The organism is Pirellulales bacterium, from assembly GCA_035546535.1.
Taxonomy (GTDB): Bacteria; Planctomycetota; Planctomycetia; order Pirellulales; family JACPPG01; genus JACPPG01.
The window spans coordinates 1-18,664 of record DASZWQ010000048.1; the positions used below are offsets into that span (position 1 = coordinate 1).

Genomic DNA, 18,664 nt, shown 5'->3' on the forward strand with positions numbered 1-18,664 from the left:
GTCGGCGGATCGACTTCCGGCACTTTCAATTCCTTGCGCAGCCGGGCGAGCTCCGCCGCCAGCTCTTGTTGTGCTGTCTTATATTTCGCGTCGCCGTAAACGCTGCGCAGCTCGTGTGGATCGGTCTGCCGGTCGAACAGCTCCCAGTAGTCGGCGTCCGGCGAATAAAAATGAACCAGCTTGTACTGGTCGGTCACCACGCCATAGTGCGGGCGCACGTGGTGCGGAGTGGGATATTCGTAGTAGTGGTAATAGAAGCTCTTTCGCCAGTCATCCGGCGTCTGGCCGGCGAGCACCGGTCGTAGGCTGCGCCCTTGCATGTCGTCGGGGATCGGCAGGCCCGCGGCGTCGAGAAAGGTTTCCGCGAAATCCAAGTTCGACACGATGTCGCGGCACACCGTGCCCGGCTTCGCCACGCCCGGCCAGCGCACCAACATCGGCGTCCGCAGCGACTCTTCGAAAATCCACCGCTTGTCGAACCAACCATGCTCGCCCAGATAAAAGCCCTGGTCGGCCGCGTAGATCACGAGCGTGTTGTCGGCCAGCCCAGCGTCATCGAGATACTTCAGAATCCGGCCCACGCTTTCGTCGACCGAGAGAATGCACGCCAGATAGTCGTGCATGTAGCGGTTGTATTTCCAGCGCACCAGGTCGGCCCCCTGCGGATCCGCCTTACGAAATGCCGCGTTGCGCGGCTCGTAGTAGGCGTTCCACTGCTGCAACTCCTCGGGCGTGAGTTGTTGCGGCGGCGTGAGCTTCAGGTCGCGCGCGTTCATCGTCTTGGCGATCGTCATGTCCTGATCGCGCTCGGCGAGGCCGCGCCCGCTGTAATCGTCGAACAAAGTCTCGGGCTCGGCGTATTGGCGGTCGTTGTCGTGCCCCAGGTATTTCAGATTCGGCTCCCACTCGCGATGCGGCGCCTTGTGCTGGCACATCAGCAAAAAAGGTTTCGAGGCGTCGCGCTTGGCCAGCCAGTCGAGCGATAGATCCGTGATGATGTCGGTCGTGTAGCCCCGGTGGCGCACCTTTTCGCCGTTGCGAATCATCTGCGGATGGTAGTACACGCCCTGGCCGGGCAGGATTTCCCAGTGGTCAAAACCCGTCGGATCGCTGATCAAGTGCCATTTGCCGATCACCGCGGTCTGATAACCGGCGGCCTGCAGCAGTTTGGGAAAAGTGGTTTGTGCGCCGTCAAAACGACTGTTGGAATTGTTGTAGAAGCCGTTGAGGTGGTTGTATTTCCCGGTGAGCACCGTGGCCCGGCTGGGCCCGCAGATCGAATTCGGCACCAGGCAGCGATCGCAGCGAACTCCTTCGGCCGCGAGGCGATCGAGGTTCGGCGTCGCGATTAGCCGGCGCGGGTCGTTATAGGCGCTAATCGCCTGGTAGCCGTGATCATCGGAAAAAACCAGCACGATGTTCGGCCGCGTCGGCGCCGCCGCGCGCGCCGCGAGCTGCAGACCAAAAACACAAACTACCGCGAAAGCGCCGGCCGCAACGTGCCGACGTAAATGACGAGAATTCATACCACCATTGATCCTGATCGAACTGCGAATCGAAAAGAACATAAAACGGTCGATGGCCGACATTACTTGCTTGTTTTGCCGCCGAACTGCTGCTCATAGAGAGTTTTGAAAGGATTCTCCGCCGGCCCGACGGCGTCCTCGTTTTCGAGGCACGGCAACACCGATTCCCACCATGCGTCGTACTCGGCGCGTAGACGAGCGACCACATCCGGATGCTCGGCGATCACGTTCGTCTTTTCCCCGGGATCGGCCTGCAAGTCGAAAAGCTCCTTGTTGTCGACCAGCGTGTAACGGCTATTGCGGATCGAGCAGGCGGTGTATTTCGCTTTCTCTACTTCGCCGCGTGGCCAGCGCCCCAGGTGCGTCACCAGAAACCGATCCGGCCAGGCAGCCTGCGGATTCTTGAGCAAGGGCAGCAAGCTGCGCCCCTCGATTTGCTTTGTCAGCTTGTCGTCGAGCTTCGCGCCGGTGATCGCGGCCAAGGTCGGCAAAACGTCGATATGCGCCGCGAGCGCCGGGCAATCGACCCCGCCCGAGAAGCCGGCCGGCCAGCGCCAGAACGAGGGAACCCGCGTGCCGCCCTGCCAGGCCGTGGCTTTCTTCCCGCGCATGCCGGCGTTGAAGATCTCGGTGCCCATCGTGCCACCGTTGTCGGTGAGAAAGATGACGAGCGTGTTGCGCGCGAGGTCCGCCTCGTCGAGCTGCGCCATCAGCCGCCCAAAGTTCTCGTCGATGTTTTCGATCATGCCGTAGAACTTCGCTACGTTCAGAGGCACTTCGGCCGCATGGCGGCGCGTGTACTCCTCAGGCACATCGAGCGGCGTGTGCGCCGCGTTCGGCGTGATGTAGGCGAAAAACGGCTGCCGGCCTTTCACTTCGCCGATCCACTTCTGCGCCTGCTCGAAGAACAGGTCCGTGCAGTAGCCCTTGGTTTTTTCAAAGCGGCCGTTGTGCAAGAGAGCCGGATTGAAATTCGTATTGCCCGGCGCGTCCCCGCAACTACCGGGATAGCTTTGGCCGATGCCGCCGGCGCCGTGAATGTACATCTCGTCGAAGCCGCGTTTGTCGGGCCAGCGCTCCGGCTCGTCCCCCAGGTGCCACTTGCCGAAAATGCCCGTCGTGTAACCGACCGATTTCAGCACCTGCGCCAGCGTGGTGGCGTGCAGCGTAAGGCGCTCGCGCTCGTTGATCGTGTGCGTGACGCCATTTTTGAACTCGTGCCGGCCGGTCATGAGGGCCGCGCGCGTGGGCGCGCACGTGGGGCTGACGTGAAAATCGGTGAAGCGAACGCTCGCGCGCCAAAAGGCGTCGATCGCCGGGGTCTTGATGATCGGGCTCCCCAGGCACGAGAAGTCGCCGTAGCCTACGTCGTCGGGCATGACGATCACGATGTTCGGCAGCGGCTCGGCCGCGCTTATGGCGGGCCGCGCTGCGCAACAAATGCCGAGGATCGCCAGAAAAAGACCCGCGAACGTAGAACGCATGACACTTCCAAGGAAAAGTTAAAGCTCAGAAGGCGAACGCCTCTTTGAACCAGGCTTATTCCGCACGGCCCGGCGGACGGCGGTTCTTGCCTTCGCGCTTCGTCAGGTTGTCGCCCATGTCGTCACGGGCTTGTTCCGCGAATGCCAAGAGTCGCTTCACCACGTCAGGATGGTCGGCGGCGACGTCTTTCGACTCGCCGATGTCGTCATCGAGATTGTAAAGCTCGGGACGCTCGATTTTGCGCGATTCGTACGCGGCAGGCTTGCCACCCGTTCCGCCTGAGTGGCCGGCGAGCGTCGAGTACGTGTGCGGCAACTGCAGCTTCCACGCCCCACTCGACACGGCCTGCAACTGATTGTCGGCGTAGTAGAAGTAGTACGCCTCGTGCGGGTTCTTGGCGCCCGGCGTGCCCACGAATAGCGGCCAGATATCGAGCCCGTCGATTTTCTTCTCCGGCAGCTTCGCGCCGGTGAGCCGCGCAATGGTCGGGAAGAGGTCGATCGTCATGGCCGGCTCGCGGCAGACCGTGCCCGGCGGAATGACGCCCGGAAAACGGGCCACGAACGGCTCGCGCACGCCTCCCTCCCAGCAGGTTCCTTTTCCTTCTCGCAACGGGCCGGCCGAACCGCCATGATCGCCGTAGCTCAGCCAGGGGCCGTTGTCGGAAGTGAAAATCACCAGCGTCTTACCATCCAGCCCGTTGCGGGCAAGCGCGGCCAGGATTTCGCCGACCGACCAGTCGATTTCCTGCATCACATCGCCGTACATGCCAGCGGCCGACTTGCCTTGGTACTTCTCGCTCGCGTGCAGCGGCACATGCGCCATGCTGTGCGGTACGTAAAGCAGAAACGGGCGATCCTTATGGCGATCGATGAAGCTCACCGCGTGCTCGGTGTACCAGGTGGTGAGCTGGCGCTGCTCCTTGGACGTCACCTCGGGTATGGCAATCTTGTCTCCTTCGATGAGGGGCAGGTCAGGATAGCCCTGGCGCTTCTTGGCTCCCTCCGTGGCGAGGTAATCAGGATGCAGTGGCCACATATCGTTCGAGTACGGCAGCCCAAAGTACTCATCGAAACCATGATGCGTGGGCAGAAACTGCGTCAAGTGCCCCAAATGCCATTTGCCATAGATGGCCGTGGCATAGTTCTGCTGCTTGACGAGTTCGGCGAGCGTCATTTCGTCCGCATTGATGCCGATCTTCGCTTGCGGACCGAGCGCACCCTGGATGCCCAATCGGTTGGGATAGCAACCGGTCAGTAACGCCGTGCGCGAGGCCGAGCAGACGGGCTGAGCCGAATAGAAGCGCGTGAAGCGAACTCCCTCGGCGGCCATCCGATCGAGGTTGGGCGTGCTGTATCCTTTGGCGCCGAAAGGCCCGATGTCCGCATAGCCGACGTCATCGCAGAAAATAATGACAATGTTGGGATGCTCTGGCACGCCGGGCTCAGCGGCCGCGGTCGCCTGGCGGCTCGAGCTAATCGCAATAGCCGCAGCAATGAAGAGGATGCACAACATCACGGCGCGAGTCGCGCCGCCGGCCAACACGATACGATGGTTCTTTGGATACAAAGTTGCGTTCCTCCGCCCACAGGGTGCGATTCCTCATGCAGAAGCCGCGGGAAAACGTCCGGGCACCGGCCGCCGGGGACGGCGACGTACGCCGATCATAACTTCTCCACCGGCCGACTGCATGTAGTTGTGGCAGTCGAATTCACGGATCGGCAGCCGTCACCGTCAGCCCGCTTTCCCGCCGCGCGATCCGCCATGATAATTGGTGGATTCTCGGCCCGCCGCAACGCCCATACCGAATCGATCGATGGCCCAGCGAAAGAATCGTCGAGCACACGCCGAAGCGGCGGCTGCCGCGCCGGCAGAGCCGATAACCATGCGCAGCGCATGGCAGCGACCGGCGGTCCGCACTGCGGGTGGCATGCTGGCGATCTTAGGGTGCATCCTCGCGGTCTACGCCCGATCGATGTCGGCGCCGATGATCTTCGACGACACGTCGACGATCGTCACGAGCAAATCGGTCAAACAATTGTGGCCGCTGGTCGGAACTGAAAGCGAGCCGGGCCCCTTCCGGCCAGCACGGCAATCCTCGACCGCTGGTCGGCCGCTCGTGAACCTTACGTTCGCATTGAACTACGCGATCGGCGGCGATGCGCCGTTCGGCTACCGGCTGGTGAACCTCGGTTTGCACTTCGCGTCGGCGCTTTTGATCTGGAGCATCGTGCGGCGGACGTTGCTCACGGATTACTTTCGGGGACGGTTCTCGCAGGTCGCGGGCGCGCTCGGGTTCATCACGGCACTGCTGTGGGCGATTCATCCGCTACTGACCGAGGCGGTTGAGTACATCACGCAGCGCACCGAGCTGCTGATGGCCTTTTGCTATCTACTCGCGATCTATGCCAGCCTGCGCTATTGGACAGCCACGGATCGGCGCTTTCGCGCTGGCTGGATGTCGCTGGCCACGGTCGCGTGCATCGCCGGAGTCGCGTCGAAAGAGGTCATCGTCTCGGCGCCACTGGTGATTTTGCTCTTCGAGCGAACATTTCTCCGCGGTTCGTTTCGAGAGGCGCTGCGTGAATCGTGGCCGTTGTACGTCGGACTATGCCTCAGCTGGATACCGCTTCTGGCGCTCAACATCGGCGGGCCGCGCACCGAATCGACCGGTTTCGGTCACGACCTGACGGCATATCACTATTGGTTGACGCAAACCCGAGTGCTGCTTTTGTATCTCAAGCTCAGCGTCTGGCCGTGGCCGCTGGTGATTCATTACCAGTTTCCCTATTTCGAATCGCTTTCCGCGGCCGCGCCGTACCTGTTGCCCGCGATGGCGCTGGCGGTCGTTACGGCCGTGCTCGCGGGACGCGGGACGGCGACCGGTTTCGTGCTGGCGAGCGTCATCGCCATCCTCTCACCGACCCTGCTGGTGCCGATCATTACGGAAGTTGCCGCCGAGCGCCGCATGTATTTACCGCTTGCCGCGCTCGTGACTTTGGCCGTGGTGGCAGCGTACCGCGCGGCCCAAAAAATCGTTGGCGAGCGCGAAGGGCGTCGCGGGCCCAATCCGATCGACACGCAGGCACTATTCGCTGTCTGCATTCCGGTTGGACTCTTGGCCGTGGCGTACACGGCGGTTAGCACGCAGCGCTTGCACGCTTATGCGGCGCCGCTAACGATCTGGCAGGACGCCCTGCAATACTCGCCCGACAGCGAGTACGTGCAAAACAACGTCGGCATGGCACTGGTCGCGCTAGGCCGGTCGCGCGAGGCGATCCCGCATTTCGAGGCGGCGGTCCGGCTCAAGCCTGACTCGGCAAAGTCATACGTGCACTTGGGCTTTGCGCTGTTGGCGGCGCACCGCCCGCAGGACGCGGTCGGACAGTTTCGGTACGTCCTCGATCTCGATCCCGAGTCGTCGGGCCCCAACAACAACCTTGGTTTTGCCTTGACTCTGGCCGGCCGGGCCGAAGAGGCGATCCCCTATCTCGAGCGCGCCATCCAGCTCGAGCCCGACTCGGCGGAGCCCGTACAGAACATGGGCCTGGCGCTGGCCGCGCTTGAGCGGCCGGAACAGGCCGTCCCTTATTTCCGCCGCGCTCTGGACATGAATCCGAAATTCACAGACGCCGCCACGAACCTGGGCATTGCCGAACTGCGCTGCGGTCACCCGCACGAAGCGGCCGCGGCGCTACGGCGAGCGCGGGAACTGCGTCCCGAGGAATTTGGAGCGGTGTTGCCGCTCGCCACGGCCTACGACCAGTTGAACCAGCCGGCTGATGCCGTAAGAACCGTCGAGGCCGCGCTCGATCTTGCCCAGCGCTTGAGAAAGCCGGAGCAGGTCCAGCAATACACCGAATGGCTGAGGGTTCGCCGGCAGGGAACGGCACGCCCGTGAGGTTTCCAAATCATGAGCGCCGGCGGCTCGTGCGCGACTTGTAGCTTGTCTACCAGTGCTTACTTACGATCTGCACTGGTGGGCGAGCCAGCAGTGGCATCCACTCGCTCACCGCCAGGATTCACCCCAGCCGTGCTAGCGCTTAAAGCTGACGCGATAAAGAACGTCGCTGCATAGACGGTTGGCATTTCTTTTTCTACAAAGCGCATTCTGACCCCCACCCAAGTGGAGCCCTGCGCGCCGGCAAAAGCTTGACACGCTTTTCGCGCGCGTTACTGTCTGAGGCGCTGGGGTATGGGCGTTCCACAATCACTTCTCTACTTGGAATGGGGAGGGACTCCGATGTTGTGCTTTTCGCAAGCACGGGCGCATGCGCTGCGCGCGTCTCTGATCGCACTTGTTGTTTCCTCGTTTGCTGTGGCTCGCGCCGAAGATGCGCCCAAAGCAGCCACCGAGGCCAAGCCGGCTACCGCCGCTGCGGCCACGTCGCCCAAAAGCGACAGCAAGTTTCCTGATTGGAACAAGACCGTCGAAGGGGCCAAGCAGATCGACGGCCTGTTCACGCTGTTCTACAACGAAAAAGATCAGAAGCTGCTGATGGCCATCCGCCGCGAGCAGTACAACCAGGAATTCGTCCTGCCGATCTCGATCGCGCGCGGGGCGGGCATGATGTACTTGGGGGGCGACACGCTCAACTTCGGCGAGCAGTGGATTCTCAGTTTCCAGCGCGCCGCCGATCATGTGCTGGTCGTTCGCCGCGACGTTCGCCACCGTGCCGAGGCCGGCTCGCCGCAGGCCGATTCGGTCAAGGTCTCGTACAACGACAGCGTGATCAACTCGCTGCCGATCAAGAGCGAAGAACATGGCGGCAACCGCGTGCTGGTGGACCTGGCCGACCTGTTCATGTCGGACCTGGCGGGCCTGGGCATTCATCCCGACCGCAACCGCAGCACGTGGGTCAAGGTGAAGAGTTTTCCCGAGAATATCGAGATCGAGGTCAGCGCCGTTTTCAACTTCGGCTTCGGCTGGTTTTTCTTTTACGGTGACTCGGGCGTGGTCGACCCGCGCGGCACGCAGATCGTGATTCATTACGGCCTGTCCAAGCTGCCCACTTCGAGTTACAAGTCGCGCCTGGCGGATGATCGCGTGGGGCATTTCCTCAGTACCGTGCAGGACTTTTCGACCGACGTTCGCGATACTCCGCAGGTGCGCTACGTAACCCGCTGGGATTTGGAAAAGAGCAACGCCTCGGCCGAACGCTCGACCCCGAAAAAGCCGATCCTCTTCTGGATCGAGAAGACGGTGCCGCGCGAGTACCGCCCGTACGTCCGCGCCGGCATCCTGGAATGGAACAAGGCCTTCGACAAACTGGGCTACATCGAGGCCATCCAGGTGCGCGACCAGTCGGAGCTCGATGACTTCGATCCCGAGGACATTCGCTACAACACGTTCCGCTGGATCACGACGTCGGCCGGCTTCGCCATGGGACCGTCGCGCACGAATCCGAAGACAGGGCAAATCCTGGATGCCGATATTATTTTCGACGAAGGGATGATCCGCTATTGGCGCGGCGAGTTCGTGCGCACGCGCGGCATTCCCGAAGCCATGAGCCTGCTGCACCAGGGCAATCGCCAGGCGTTCTTCAAGATCTTCTCGGCCCAGGTGCCCGAGATGGCCGCCAACGAAGGGGAAGTACAACGGCTCTTCACGCAATACCAAACGGCGCTCAAGGAGAGTCACGCTGCTCATCCTGATGCATTTCCAGGCCATGCAACCTGGCAGCGGGCGCACGTCGGCTGCGATCGCTGCATGATGGGTGAGGGGATGCAGCGGCAGATCGGTTTGATGGCGGCGATGATGGCCGCGCAGGGCACGATCGATCCGGGCGGCAAGGTGCCCGAAGAGTTCCTGGGCCAGGCCATCAAGGAAGTCGTGATGCACGAAGTAGGTCACACGCTCGGTTTGCGGCATAACTTCAAGTCGAGCACCTTCATCAGCCTGAAAGACGCCAACAATCCCGAGATCACGCGCAAGAAGGGGATGACCGGCTCAGTGATGGATTACGCGCCGGCCAACTTCGCGCCCAAGGGAGAGAAGCAAGGCGACTACTTCTCCGATACGCTCGGCCCTTACGACTATTGGGCCATCGAGTACGCCTATAAGCCGACCAAGGACGAAGCGACGGAGCTGGCCGCGATCGCGGCCAAGAGCTCGGCGCCGGACCTGGTCTATGGCACCGACGAGGATACGTTCCTCAATCCCGATCCGCGCATCAACCTGTTCGACCTGGGCGATCCCCTGGAGTTCGCGCAGTTCCGCGTGCAGTTGGTCAAGGATTCGCTCGACAAGTTGACCGAGCGCGTCGTGGCCAAGGGCGAAGGCTGGCAGCGGGCGCGGCAGGCGTTTTCGATGTTGCTGGGCGAATTGAATTCGGCCACGTATTTGAGCAGCCAGTACATCGGCGGCGAGTACACGGCCCGCGCCCACCGCGAGGATCCGGACGCCAAGACGCCGTTCGAGACGATTCCGCTGGCCAAGCAGCGCGAAGCGATCAAGATTCTGCGAGAAGAAATCCTCTCGGATCAGGCGTTCAAGTTCTCGCCCGAGCTGTTGAAGCGGCTCGCGCCCGAGCACTTCCGCGACGGTTATTTTTACAGCCAGTACGAATTCCCGATTTACGATCGCGTGTTGTCGATTCAGAAAATGGTGTTGTCGCGCTTCTTCGATCCGTCGGTGATGCGCACCATCCAGAACGCCGAGCTGCACGCCAGCGCCGGGCAGGAAGTGCTCAAGCTGCCGGAGCTGTTCGACGTGCTGACCGAGACGATCTGGAAGGAGCTGCCGACGGCCGATCAGCCGGCCGGCGAGAAGAAGAAGATCGAGCTGTCGACGATCCGCCGCAATTTGCAGCGCGAGCACGTCAAACGGCTGGCCACGATGGTGATCGGCCCGAAGCAGAACAGCAATTTCCTCTTCGCCGACGATTTCATCTTCTTCGGCTTCGTGCAGCCACCGTTGCCGGACGCGCGGGCCCTGGCACGCAAGCACATCAAGGCCATCGATGACCGGATTGCCCGGGCGCTCGATGCCCAGGTGGCCGAGCCGGATGCCTACAGCCGGGCTCATCTGGAGCAACTGCACGACGAGATCGCCAAGGTGCTGGCGGCTCCGTTGCAGATGAACGACCTGTAGCTCTGCGGTTTTTGCCGCCGTCCCTCTCTCGCGTACGCGAGAGAGGGACGGTCGGGCTGGCTTGCTGTGGCGTCTGTGCGATGCTTTTTCGCCTTTGGCGAATAAGCATGCTCCAGAAAACTTACGCGCTTGATAAATCGTCTTTACGCGTCAACGCGTGTATGCTGAGCGTGCATTCAGACGCCGGGCTGAGCCAGCTAGCTGTCGCCGGCCGTGAGAATTGACGTCCCCTCGATCGATGGCGCCGTGCTAGACTTCGTGCGTTCAATGCGATTCGGCTTGCCGCAGCACCTTCTCGACAAGGATCGTCGATCGTGCGTGCCATCATCTTCACCCTTTCTTTCGTGGCCGCCTTTTGCCTGGCATCTTGCGCCGCGCTCCGCAGTAGCGCTGCCGATGCGACGGAACAATCGCTATCGGACCTGGTGCGCAGCATTCTGCTCGAGAACTTGCCCACCGAAATCACCGGCGACAACGACTGGGGGCAGCAGCGGCAAGTCAGAAGCGGCCTGAAATTCGAGCGCGAGAATGGCCGGCTGCGCGTGCAGAAGCGCACCAAGGAAGTCAACGACGGATTGTGGACCAATTACCGCGTGACCTTGATCGACCCGCAGCAGAATCTGCGCGTCCACGTGGCTGGCTTGCGGCGCGTGGGGCCGGGCAAGCTGGCGTTTCAACTCTTTCTCTCGGCCACGCTCGACGGCGAAGCACGCTACGAGCGCTGGCGGCGTGGCGTGAAGATGTTGAACTTCAAGGCCGACGCGCAGAGCACCATCGAAGCCGAGCTCGATTGCGAGGTGGCGTTCCGTCTCGCTCCGGGTCGCTTCCTGGGCGATTTCGTCGTCGAGCCGCGCGTGATCGGCGTCAAGCTGGCCCTGGCGGATATCGATCTGGAGCGTGTCAGCCGGATCGATGGTCACGCCGCCGAAGAACTGGGCGACCGGCTGCGGCACGCGCTCGATAAGGAGCTGCGCGGCCGCCAGGACCAGGTCGCGGCGAAGCTCAACGACGCCGTGCGCGCTCATCCTGAGCGGCTGCGTTTCTCGAGTGAGCGGCTATTGGCCGCCGGCCTGGCGACGGCGCAAGACCTGATCGTCAAGTCTCGCAAAGCGACGCCGCCAATGCCCGTACCGCAACAATAGAAACGTCGACCGCGAGACAGTCTGCTAAGCACTACTTCGGCGCCGGCGTTTCGTTCCAGTAGATGCGCACGTTGTGCGTTTGCCGGCCGACGGCCACGATATCGCGGCGACCGTCGCCGTTGAAATCCGCGACGGCCAGGTCCTCGACTGCTACGCCGCCCGGATCGAAGACTTGCTTGTGCCAGCGGCCATTCTCGGCGTCGACGGGATCGTACACGCGCACGCCGCAGCGCGCTTTGTCGTTCAACTCGTCGCGCACGCCGATCACCAGCTCTTCGTCGGCGTCGCCGTCCAAGTCAGCACACCACACGGCGTGCCCCCATTTCAATTCCGCGTCGAGCAGGTGGCGCTTCCACAGCGAATCGGCGGCCGCAGCCTTGCCCACGGTGTCATCGCTCTTGGGCGGCGTGTAAGCCACGACCTGAAAACCGTGCCACGGCTCGATCGTGGCGATGTAAGGAGAGTTGGCCACGTGGCCGAGTTTGATTTCGCTCGCGCCGCGGCTGCGCGGCGAAGCGCGCGGATCGGAGTTGCCGGTCGTCACGGCATCCTGGTTACCGGTGCCGAGTTGCTTTCCGCTCCAGCGCCCGTCGGCGCCGCGCGACAATTGCGTCACCCCTTCATAGCTGGCGACGAGAATCTCGGGCCGGCCATCGCCGTTCATATCCACCGGAAAGAAATTGTGCGTGACGTGCAGTTCGTCGCTGATCACTTCGACCGGCCATGGATCGCGGCGCGGGTCGGCGGGAATGCGATAGGCGAGGATTCGCACGCCGTGCTCGCCCCAGTCGGGCCCTTTCGTATCGCGCCCCATCAGGGGAACGGCGATCAGTTCCGGGCGGCCATCGCCGTCGAGATCGGCCCAGCGCATGCGGTGCATCATCGGCTCTTCGGCGATCGGAAACAGCTCGTAGTGCTCGCCGTTTTTGCCGGTCGCGGCGAGCCATTGCACCGTGCCGCCGGTTTTCGTGTCGAAGGGGCGCCAATCGGCCCCCAGGGCGAAATCGAGCTGCCCGTCGCCGTCGATGTCGAAAGGCGCGATGCAGACGTTATCCTTCTTCGTCTGCCCTTCGAGGACCGTGTGCAACTTCCAGGTGGGGTTTTCATACCAGATGACGCGCGCCGTATCGACGACCACGATATCGGGGCGCTGGTCCCGATTCATGTCGACCACGCTCACGGCGTAGCCCACGCCCAGGCCGGTGCCGATTTCTTCGTGGCGAAAGGTTAACTCGGCGGCGTGAGTCATCGATATCGCAGTTGAGAAGCTTGCCGTAATGAGCACGTACGCCGGAAAACGGCTTACGCCGGCGGCATTCCTTTTCATTTGTTCGTCCTTCGAAGTCGTGAACGGCGCGCTTCAAGTAGGAGCTGATCCTGCCATTGAGGAAGCACGTCGGCCGCCGAAGGACGATCCTCGGGCCGGATGGACAACATGCGGTTCAACAATTCAGCGATCGGCGCTCCATGCGCTTCGGTAATAGGGGCCAGGGGATCAAGCCCTACCTCCGACTCAAACGTCGTGGCCGGCTTGTGCGGATTCTTGCCGGTGAATACCTCGGCCAGAACGAGGCCGAGCTGAAACACATCGCTCTTGGGTGTGGGCGGCGCGCCGCCACGCAGGTATTCGACAAGGTCGGGAGTCCGGTAATTCTGTGGCATACCCGGCCCCAAGCTCTCCTTTAGCAATTCGCGATCACGGTCGTCGGCAAGAGGAAGCTGCTTCAGCAATCCGAAGTCGCCCAGGACCCAAGACTCGCCTTTAAAGAAGATGTTGGTCGGCTTAATGTCTCGGTGTACCACGCGTGGCTCGTGATTATCCAGGTACGCGAGCGCCGAGAGAAGCTGAGTGGCTAGAGAGAGTTGCTCTATCCTGCGCAGCGCTCGTCGGCTTTTCGCCAAGGTATCGGAGAGGCACTCGGTTACGATGAACGGCGCCTCGCCGAGGTGTATGCCTTGATCATAGACGCGCAGGATTGCCGGGTGATCGCATTTGCTCAGAAAAGCATGCTCATTGAGAAAGCTGTTACGCCATTCCGGCTTGGAGAGGCGGCTGAAAATCTTTGCCGTGAAAAGAAGGCCGCGATTCGGCCCATTAGTAGCGAGCACCACGTGCGTCTCAGCGGTCCCCCCACCGCCGATATGCTGTATGTTCCGGTAAAGATGGCCCGTCGCCGATTCCAAGGCGAAGTCAGCATTGAGCCGCGGCCGTCGCGCCATCTTCACGGATCTCGCGTTCAGCGGGTGGTCGATGTCGCTACATCTTCGCGTGCCTCTTCTTCGGTGACATGAAAAAACGGCGCATTCGGGTTATCAATGTCGTAGCCCCACGACAGTTTTCGCTCGCGGAATAAATCATTCCATGCCGTGAGAATGAGCTGCTGCCGCTTTAGTAGCTTATCCCACTTTCGATCGGCGTCCTTCAATCGCGGCCCCCACTCTTTATCAGCCTCGCGCAGTACGACCGACTCTTGGCCGTAACCGGCTCCTTTTTGCGCCATATCCCTGGCAATTCTCAAGAGGTCGGCCTTTAAAGCGTTGTATAATTCGTCCATTGCCTTCTCACGCAATTAAGTATCAGTGCCATCAAATCATTATATGCGGACGGCGAGTTGGCGCTCGAACCTACTCCGCCCCCTTCACCGTCTGCAGGCGCACGTTGCGGAACGCGCACGGGCTGCCGTGGTTTTGCAAGCAGACATACCCGCACAGCGGCTTGTCCTTGATCGCGGGAATCTTCGACTGATCGACGTCCTGCACCTTGCGGTCGTTGATCGTGATCTCGATGCGCGGACCGGTGCAGCGGATTTCCACGGTGTTCCACTGGCCGGCGGGCTTGATGGCGTTTTCCGTCGGCGCCACGTAACGGTACAGCGAACCGGTGCTGTGCTCGTCGGCCGGCTTGCCGGCGTCGTCTTGTAGCTGGATCTCGTAAGCGGCGAACGATGGTCGCGTTTGCCGCACGCTGCGATAGGGAACGGTGCGAATGCCGATGCCGCTATTGGCGCGCGGCTCGGGCTTGAACTCAGCCTGTAGCACGAAGTCGCATACCTTGCGATCGAATCGCAAGAAGCCAAAGCCGCCACCGCCGCAGCGCACCTCGCCGTCGACCACGGTCCACACGGGCAAGGTCTTGTCGCCGTCCTTGCGAATGCTCGTTCCTTCGACAACCCAGCCCGACAGGTCCTGCCCGTTGAAGATCTCTTCGAAGGCCGCCGCATCGGCGGCATCGGCCGGCGCGTAAAGAACAACCACAAGCAAGATCGCGGCGAGCGTACTGAACAACTGACGAAGATAACAGCTCATGAGTCGTGTATTCCTTGGTGCCGGGCGAATCGTGTGCCACTGGTAGCTTGCCTACCAGTATTTGTCGAGTGTTCTGCACTGGTGGGCAAGCCGCCAGTGGCACTCCACCACGGTTTTGCACTTCCGAATAAATCGTTTCCTCAGGTCGATCATAGTCGCGTCGATCACGGATTTCGCGCTTTTATTTCGGGCCGATCGCATACAGGGCATCGAAGGCGCGCAAGTAAATCCGGCCGCCCGAGATCGCGGGCGAGGCCGAAATCTGCACGGCGTCCTTGTCTTCGCCCAACTTGTTCGTGGCCAGCAGTTCGAATTGCCGGCCCGCCTTGACCACGGTGACCACGCCGTCGCGCGACGTCAGGTAGATTTTGCCGTCGGCGTAGACTGGCGATGCCCGATGACGCTGATTGTGCGTCCGCTCCTGATAAAGTTCGCGTCCGCTCTTAGCGTCCATGCAGATCAGCACGCCATTTTCCCGGCACAGATAGACCAGTCCGTCGTGTACCACGGGTGACGGCACATCGGGCGTGTTTTGGGGGCGCGTCCACACGTGCCCTTCTTGCGTCTCGGAAATGTCGCCGCGGGCGTCAGGCGAGATGCCCAGTACCGGACCGTTCTTCGCGCTGGGTACCACGACCAGGCCTTCGGCGGCCACGGGCGAGGCCACGAACCGCAGCGTGGGATTGTAATTCCCCTTCGGATTCAAGCCGCCGCAGCGCCAGATTTCGGCGCCGTCAGACAATCGGTGCGCCACGACGTAGTCGCAACCGTGCGTCAGCAAAAACTCGTGTCCCGCGTCGCGATAGAGCACGGGCGAGGCGTAAGAGTGTTCGCATTCTGCCCGGGCGTCGCTGGGGCGCTTCTGCTGCCAGATTTCCGCGCCAGTTTTTTTGTCCAGACACGCGACCAACGCCTTGCCGGTTTGAAGCAATTGCAAATACAGCTTGTCACCGTCGAGCACCGGCGTCGACGTCATGCCAAAAGAGATATTGAACTTGCCGTACCGGTCCTGCAGGTTGAATTTCCAAACTTCATTGCCGGCGAAATCAAAGCACGCCAGGTCGCCCGTGCCCATCAGGGCCCAGACGTGCTTCCCGTCCGTGCAGGGCGAGGGAGAAGCGTAGTTTCCTTCGTCGCCGCGCACTTCCTGATCGCCCGTGCCCACGAGCCGTTCCCATAGCTGTCGCCCCGCCGTATCGACGGCCAACAGCACCAGGTCGCGTCCTTTGGCGCTTGTGAGAAAGATATGATCTTCCCACACCACGGGCGTGGCGCCGGCCGGGCCTGGCAGCGGCAATCGCCAGGCAACGTTCTCCGTGCCGCTCCACGTAGTGGGCAAGCCCGTCTCGGTACTCGTGCCATCGTCGCGCGGGCCGCGCCATTGCGGCCAATTCTCGGCCTGCGTCACCGCGGTCGCGAGCGCAACCAGAACCAACGTGGCCAGTCCAAAAAAACGGGAAGAAGAATGCTTCACCATGCCAACAAGATCCGCGCGGGGGTGGTGGGGGTAGGCTAGTCGACGCTGTGCGGCGTGTCCCGTGTGTTGTCGCTCATGGATTCGGGCGGGTCAAGCCGCGGCGCGGAGTGCGTCGGGCGTCCTCTTTCTATTCCCCTCCCTGACAGGGAGGGGCCAGGGGAGGGTAACGGCGTCCGCAACGCGCGGCTCACCATTCATTCCCGCGCCGCGCACATTCTCTCTCCATTGGCTCTCAACTCGTCGCGAGCGTTTCCCCCTCACCTAACCTCTCCCGCCTCTCCCGAGGGGAGAGGGACTTTCACGGGGAACGCCTGAATGAATTGAATATCGCGCGATCACGGCCTCTTTCATTTGCCGATCCGCCGCGGCAGCGCCGTGGGGTTTTGCGCCGCCGGCACGACTTGCACGTCGTCGAAGTCCGCGCGGCCGGTTCCACCGCCCAAACCAATCTCGACGAGCATTAGCCGCGCGCGCCCGGGCACCACGATCCGCGACGAGTCGCGCGACCAATCGCGCGTGCCTGACCAGGGGCCGAGAACTTCCTGGCCGAGTTCGATATCGTCTTCGTCGTAGAACGACACGCGCACGGCCGGTCGTTCGGCCAACGCCTGCCCCGGCTCGACATCGCGCGTGGCGACAACGGCCGACACATCGATCGCGCGCACTTCGCGCCCGTCGAGCCGCACGTGCTGCTGGGCGCGCGCGGCGCGGCCGGGCACGGCATTGTCGAAGCGTAAAAAATGCCGGCCACGTGGCGCGCCGTCCGCTTCGACCCGTTGCGCTTGTTGCACGAAATACCAGCCCGCCGGACGCGACGACTCCCGCGGCGCGAGCTGTTCGAAGTTACCGTTCGAGATGAGATTCTCGTCGTTCGAAGCAGCCGGCGTATCGGCTCCGAGCGGCGCCGCGACAACAAGCGCACAGCAAACGACAATGGCCGCCAACTTCGCGGCACGCGCGCAAAAACATGTAGACGACGTCATCATTCGCTCATGACCATTTGTGGTGCAGGCGTCTCGCCTGCTTACTCCATGCGGCAAGGCCCGGTGCCCCTCCGGCGTAGCGGACGGCGGATCGTATGCCCTGGTACCTTGTCTACCCGCCTGTGTCCCATTTCGCACTGGTGGGCGAGCCACCAGTGGCACCCTATTTCAGGTCTCGAAACAGCGCCTTAAGCCTACCACGAAGGAAAAGGTACATTTCTGGGATGGGCCGATCGAATCATTCAATTCGCTACCGCCGGCGCTTCACACTGGCGCTTGCGCTCCTGGCGCTACCAGGTTGTTCTGCATGCGCCGCGTGCGCCGCGGCAGCGCCGCCAGCGCCGGACGCCACGGATCAAGACGCGCAGGCGGCGCGGCACGACGTCGAGCGCACTGGCGGCAGCGTCGAGCTGGTGCCGGCCGGCGACGACGCGCCTCCCTTTGCGGCCGTGCGCTATCTCGGCGACGACAGCGGGCTCGATGCGATCCCTGCCATCGAGCGCGTGCGCTGGCTCGATCTCGGCCGATCGAAAGTTACCGACGCCGGCATGGCGAAGATCGCGGCGCTCGCCGACCTCGAAATTCTCTACCTGGGCGAAACGCGCGTCGGCGATGCGGGGCTCGCGCCGCTGGTGGCGCTCGACAAGCTCGAAGGTCTTTACCTGCAAGGCGCGCCGGTCACGTCCGCCGGGCTTAAGCACGTTGCCCGCCTCCGCCAATTGCGCTGGCTGAACCTGTCGTTCACGCAGATCGATGCCGCCGGTCTGTCGCTCTTGAAAGATTGCCCTCGGCTCGCCGGGCTGTGGCTGTCGCACACCCGGGTCGACGATCGCGGCGCGCAGGCTCTGGCCGAGCTGGCGAACCTGCGCAGCTTGAAACTGACGGGCACCCAGATCACGGACGCCGCCATGCCGCACGTGTCGCGGCTGAAACAGCTCGACACGCTCTGGCTCGCGGAGACGGCTGTCGGCGACGCCGGGCTGCGACAGATTGCCGCGCTTACGTCGCTCGCCTGGCTGTTCCTCGACGACACGGCGGTAACCGACGCCGGGCTGGCCTCGCTGGCCGGGCTCGGCAAGCTCGAACGCCTGTCGCTGGCGAACACCCAGATCACGGACGCCGGCGCCGCGCGGCTGGCCGATCTCGATCGACTGGAATTCCTGGTGCTCGACGGCACCCACGTGACCGGCATGGGGCTCGCCGGTCTCCAGCGCCTGGCATACCTGGGGCTGCGCGGCTCGGGGGCTGCGGACAACGGGGTGACGAGCATCGCCCGCGACCTGCCGGCGCTGGCCGGGCTCGACCTCTCTGAAACGGCCGTCACGGATCGTGGCCTTGCCGCGCTTGATGGCATGAAGACCTTGCGGCAATTGCTCTTACGTCGGACCAAAACCACCGAAGCAGGGCGCAGCCGGCTCGCGCAGCGGCTGCCGCAGTTGGAAATCGTGCCCTGAGGGCTGAAAAACCCCGGTGCCGTGATTTCGGTAGCTGGCCCTTTCTACAGGCCTGGGGCCGTAGGGTGCGCCGTTGCGCACCGGTCGCAAAGTCATCGCGCCACGGCACCCACAGGTGGTGCCCACAGGGCACCCCACGAGGTCGTGGGTGCCGGCTACCGATGGCCCTTTGCCGGCTGCCCGCTGCCCTCATCCCTC

Annotated in this window: 13 protein-coding genes; 4 read left to right on the forward strand and 9 right to left on the reverse strand. The window is 62.5% G+C overall.

The features are described 5' to 3' along the window. The 3 genes from VHD36_05650 to VHD36_05660 form a co-directional block, all read right to left on the reverse strand. On the reverse strand, nucleotides 1-1,526 hold a 1,526-nt coding region (locus VHD36_05650), incomplete at its 3' end, for a sulfatase (protein ID HVU86783.1). A gap of 62 nt (nucleotides 1,527-1,588) precedes the next feature. Further along, on the reverse strand, nucleotides 1,589-3,010 hold the full coding sequence (locus VHD36_05655; protein ID HVU86784.1) for an arylsulfatase: 1,422 nt from the start codon (nucleotides 3,008-3,010) through the stop codon (nucleotides 1,589-1,591). Nucleotides 3,011-3,065: 55 nt separating this feature from the next. Continuing rightward, nucleotides 3,066-4,580 carry a sulfatase gene (locus VHD36_05660; GenBank protein HVU86785.1) on the reverse strand — a complete coding sequence of 505 codons (1,515 nt, stop codon included), beginning with the start codon at nucleotides 4,578-4,580 and terminating at the stop codon, nucleotides 3,066-3,068. A 247-nt stretch (nucleotides 4,581-4,827) separates the two neighbouring features. Between VHD36_05660 and VHD36_05665 the strand changes: the two genes are divergently transcribed. The 3 genes from VHD36_05665 (at nucleotide 4,828) to VHD36_05675 (ending at nucleotide 11,246) form a co-directional block, all read left to right on the forward strand. Further along, on the forward strand, nucleotides 4,828-6,912 hold the full coding sequence (locus VHD36_05665) for a tetratricopeptide repeat protein (protein ID HVU86786.1): 2,085 nt from the start codon (nucleotides 4,828-4,830) through the stop codon (nucleotides 6,910-6,912). 342 nt (nucleotides 6,913-7,254) lie between these two features. Then, a complete protein-coding gene (locus VHD36_05670; protein ID HVU86787.1) occupies nucleotides 7,255-10,104 on the forward strand; it encodes a zinc-dependent metalloprotease in 2,850 nt (949 codons plus the stop codon). Between the two features lie 314 nt (nucleotides 10,105-10,418). After that, a complete protein-coding gene (locus VHD36_05675; protein ID HVU86788.1) occupies nucleotides 10,419-11,246 on the forward strand; it encodes a hypothetical protein in 828 nt (275 codons plus the stop codon). Between the two features lie 31 nt (nucleotides 11,247-11,277). Here VHD36_05675 and VHD36_05680 read toward each other — a convergent pair whose 3' ends face one another. From VHD36_05680 to VHD36_05705, 6 genes are all read right to left on the reverse strand, one after another. Beyond that, entirely contained in the window at nucleotides 11,278-12,573 is a 1,296-nt protein-coding gene (locus VHD36_05680; GenBank protein HVU86789.1) for a VCBS repeat-containing protein, read from the reverse strand. Beyond that, complete coding sequence (locus VHD36_05685) at nucleotides 12,570-13,466, reverse strand: protein kinase (GenBank protein HVU86790.1); 897 nt, start codon at nucleotides 13,464-13,466, stop codon at nucleotides 12,570-12,572. Before VHD36_05685 ends, VHD36_05680 begins: the two co-directional genes overlap by 4 nt. A 17-nt stretch (nucleotides 13,467-13,483) precedes the next feature. After that, nucleotides 13,484-13,801 (reverse strand): hypothetical protein, encoded by a 318-nt coding sequence (locus VHD36_05690; protein ID HVU86791.1) that lies wholly within the window; start codon nucleotides 13,799-13,801, stop codon nucleotides 13,484-13,486. 70 nt (nucleotides 13,802-13,871) lie between these two features. Further along, the gene (locus VHD36_05695) at nucleotides 13,872-14,552 is read right to left on the reverse strand and encodes a DUF1080 domain-containing protein (GenBank protein HVU86792.1); all 681 of its coding nucleotides are present in this window, start codon (nucleotides 14,550-14,552) and stop codon (nucleotides 13,872-13,874) included. A gap of 181 nt (nucleotides 14,553-14,733) precedes the next feature. Further along, the gene (locus VHD36_05700) at nucleotides 14,734-16,029 is read right to left on the reverse strand and encodes a PQQ-binding-like beta-propeller repeat protein (GenBank protein HVU86793.1); all 1,296 of its coding nucleotides are present in this window, start codon (nucleotides 16,027-16,029) and stop codon (nucleotides 14,734-14,736) included. A gap of 347 nt (nucleotides 16,030-16,376) precedes the next feature. Beyond that, complete coding sequence (locus tag VHD36_05705) at nucleotides 16,377-16,973, reverse strand: hypothetical protein (protein ID HVU86794.1); 597 nt, start codon at nucleotides 16,971-16,973, stop codon at nucleotides 16,377-16,379. Nucleotides 16,974-17,236: 263 nt separating this feature from the next. On the opposite strand from VHD36_05705, the gene VHD36_05710 reads away from it, so the two are divergent. Next, nucleotides 17,237-18,466: a hypothetical protein gene (locus VHD36_05710; GenBank protein HVU86795.1), complete on the forward strand. Its 1,230-nt coding sequence runs from the start codon at nucleotides 17,237-17,239 to the stop codon at nucleotides 18,464-18,466. Nucleotides 18,467-18,664: the final 198 nt, after the last annotated feature.

What these genes read in the sequence shown, in the direction of transcription:
- VHD36_05685 (HVU86790.1), bottom strand. Translation starts at nt 13,466, where the DNA reads ATGGCGCGACGGCCGCGGCTCAATGCTGACTTCGCCTTGGAATCGGCG.
- VHD36_05665 (HVU86786.1), top strand. Translation starts at nt 4,828, where the DNA reads ATGGCCCAGCGAAAGAATCGTCGAGCACACGCCGAAGCGGCGGCTGCC.
- VHD36_05655 (HVU86784.1), bottom strand. Translation starts at nt 3,010, where the DNA reads ATGCGTTCTACGTTCGCGGGTCTTTTTCTGGCGATCCTCGGCATTTGT.
- VHD36_05710 (HVU86795.1), top strand. Translation starts at nt 17,237, where the DNA reads ATGGGCCGATCGAATCATTCAATTCGCTACCGCCGGCGCTTCACACTG.
- VHD36_05695 (HVU86792.1), bottom strand. Translation starts at nt 14,552, where the DNA reads ATGAGCTGTTATCTTCGTCAGTTGTTCAGTACGCTCGCCGCGATCTTG.
- VHD36_05700 (HVU86793.1), bottom strand. Translation starts at nt 16,029, where the DNA reads ATGGTGAAGCATTCTTCTTCCCGTTTTTTTGGACTGGCCACGTTGGTT.
- VHD36_05670 (HVU86787.1), top strand. Translation starts at nt 7,255, where the DNA reads ATGTTGTGCTTTTCGCAAGCACGGGCGCATGCGCTGCGCGCGTCTCTG.
- VHD36_05690 (HVU86791.1), bottom strand. Translation starts at nt 13,801, where the DNA reads ATGGACGAATTATACAACGCTTTAAAGGCCGACCTCTTGAGAATTGCC.
- VHD36_05680 (HVU86789.1), bottom strand. Translation starts at nt 12,573, where the DNA reads ATGAAAAGGAATGCCGCCGGCGTAAGCCGTTTTCCGGCGTACGTGCTC.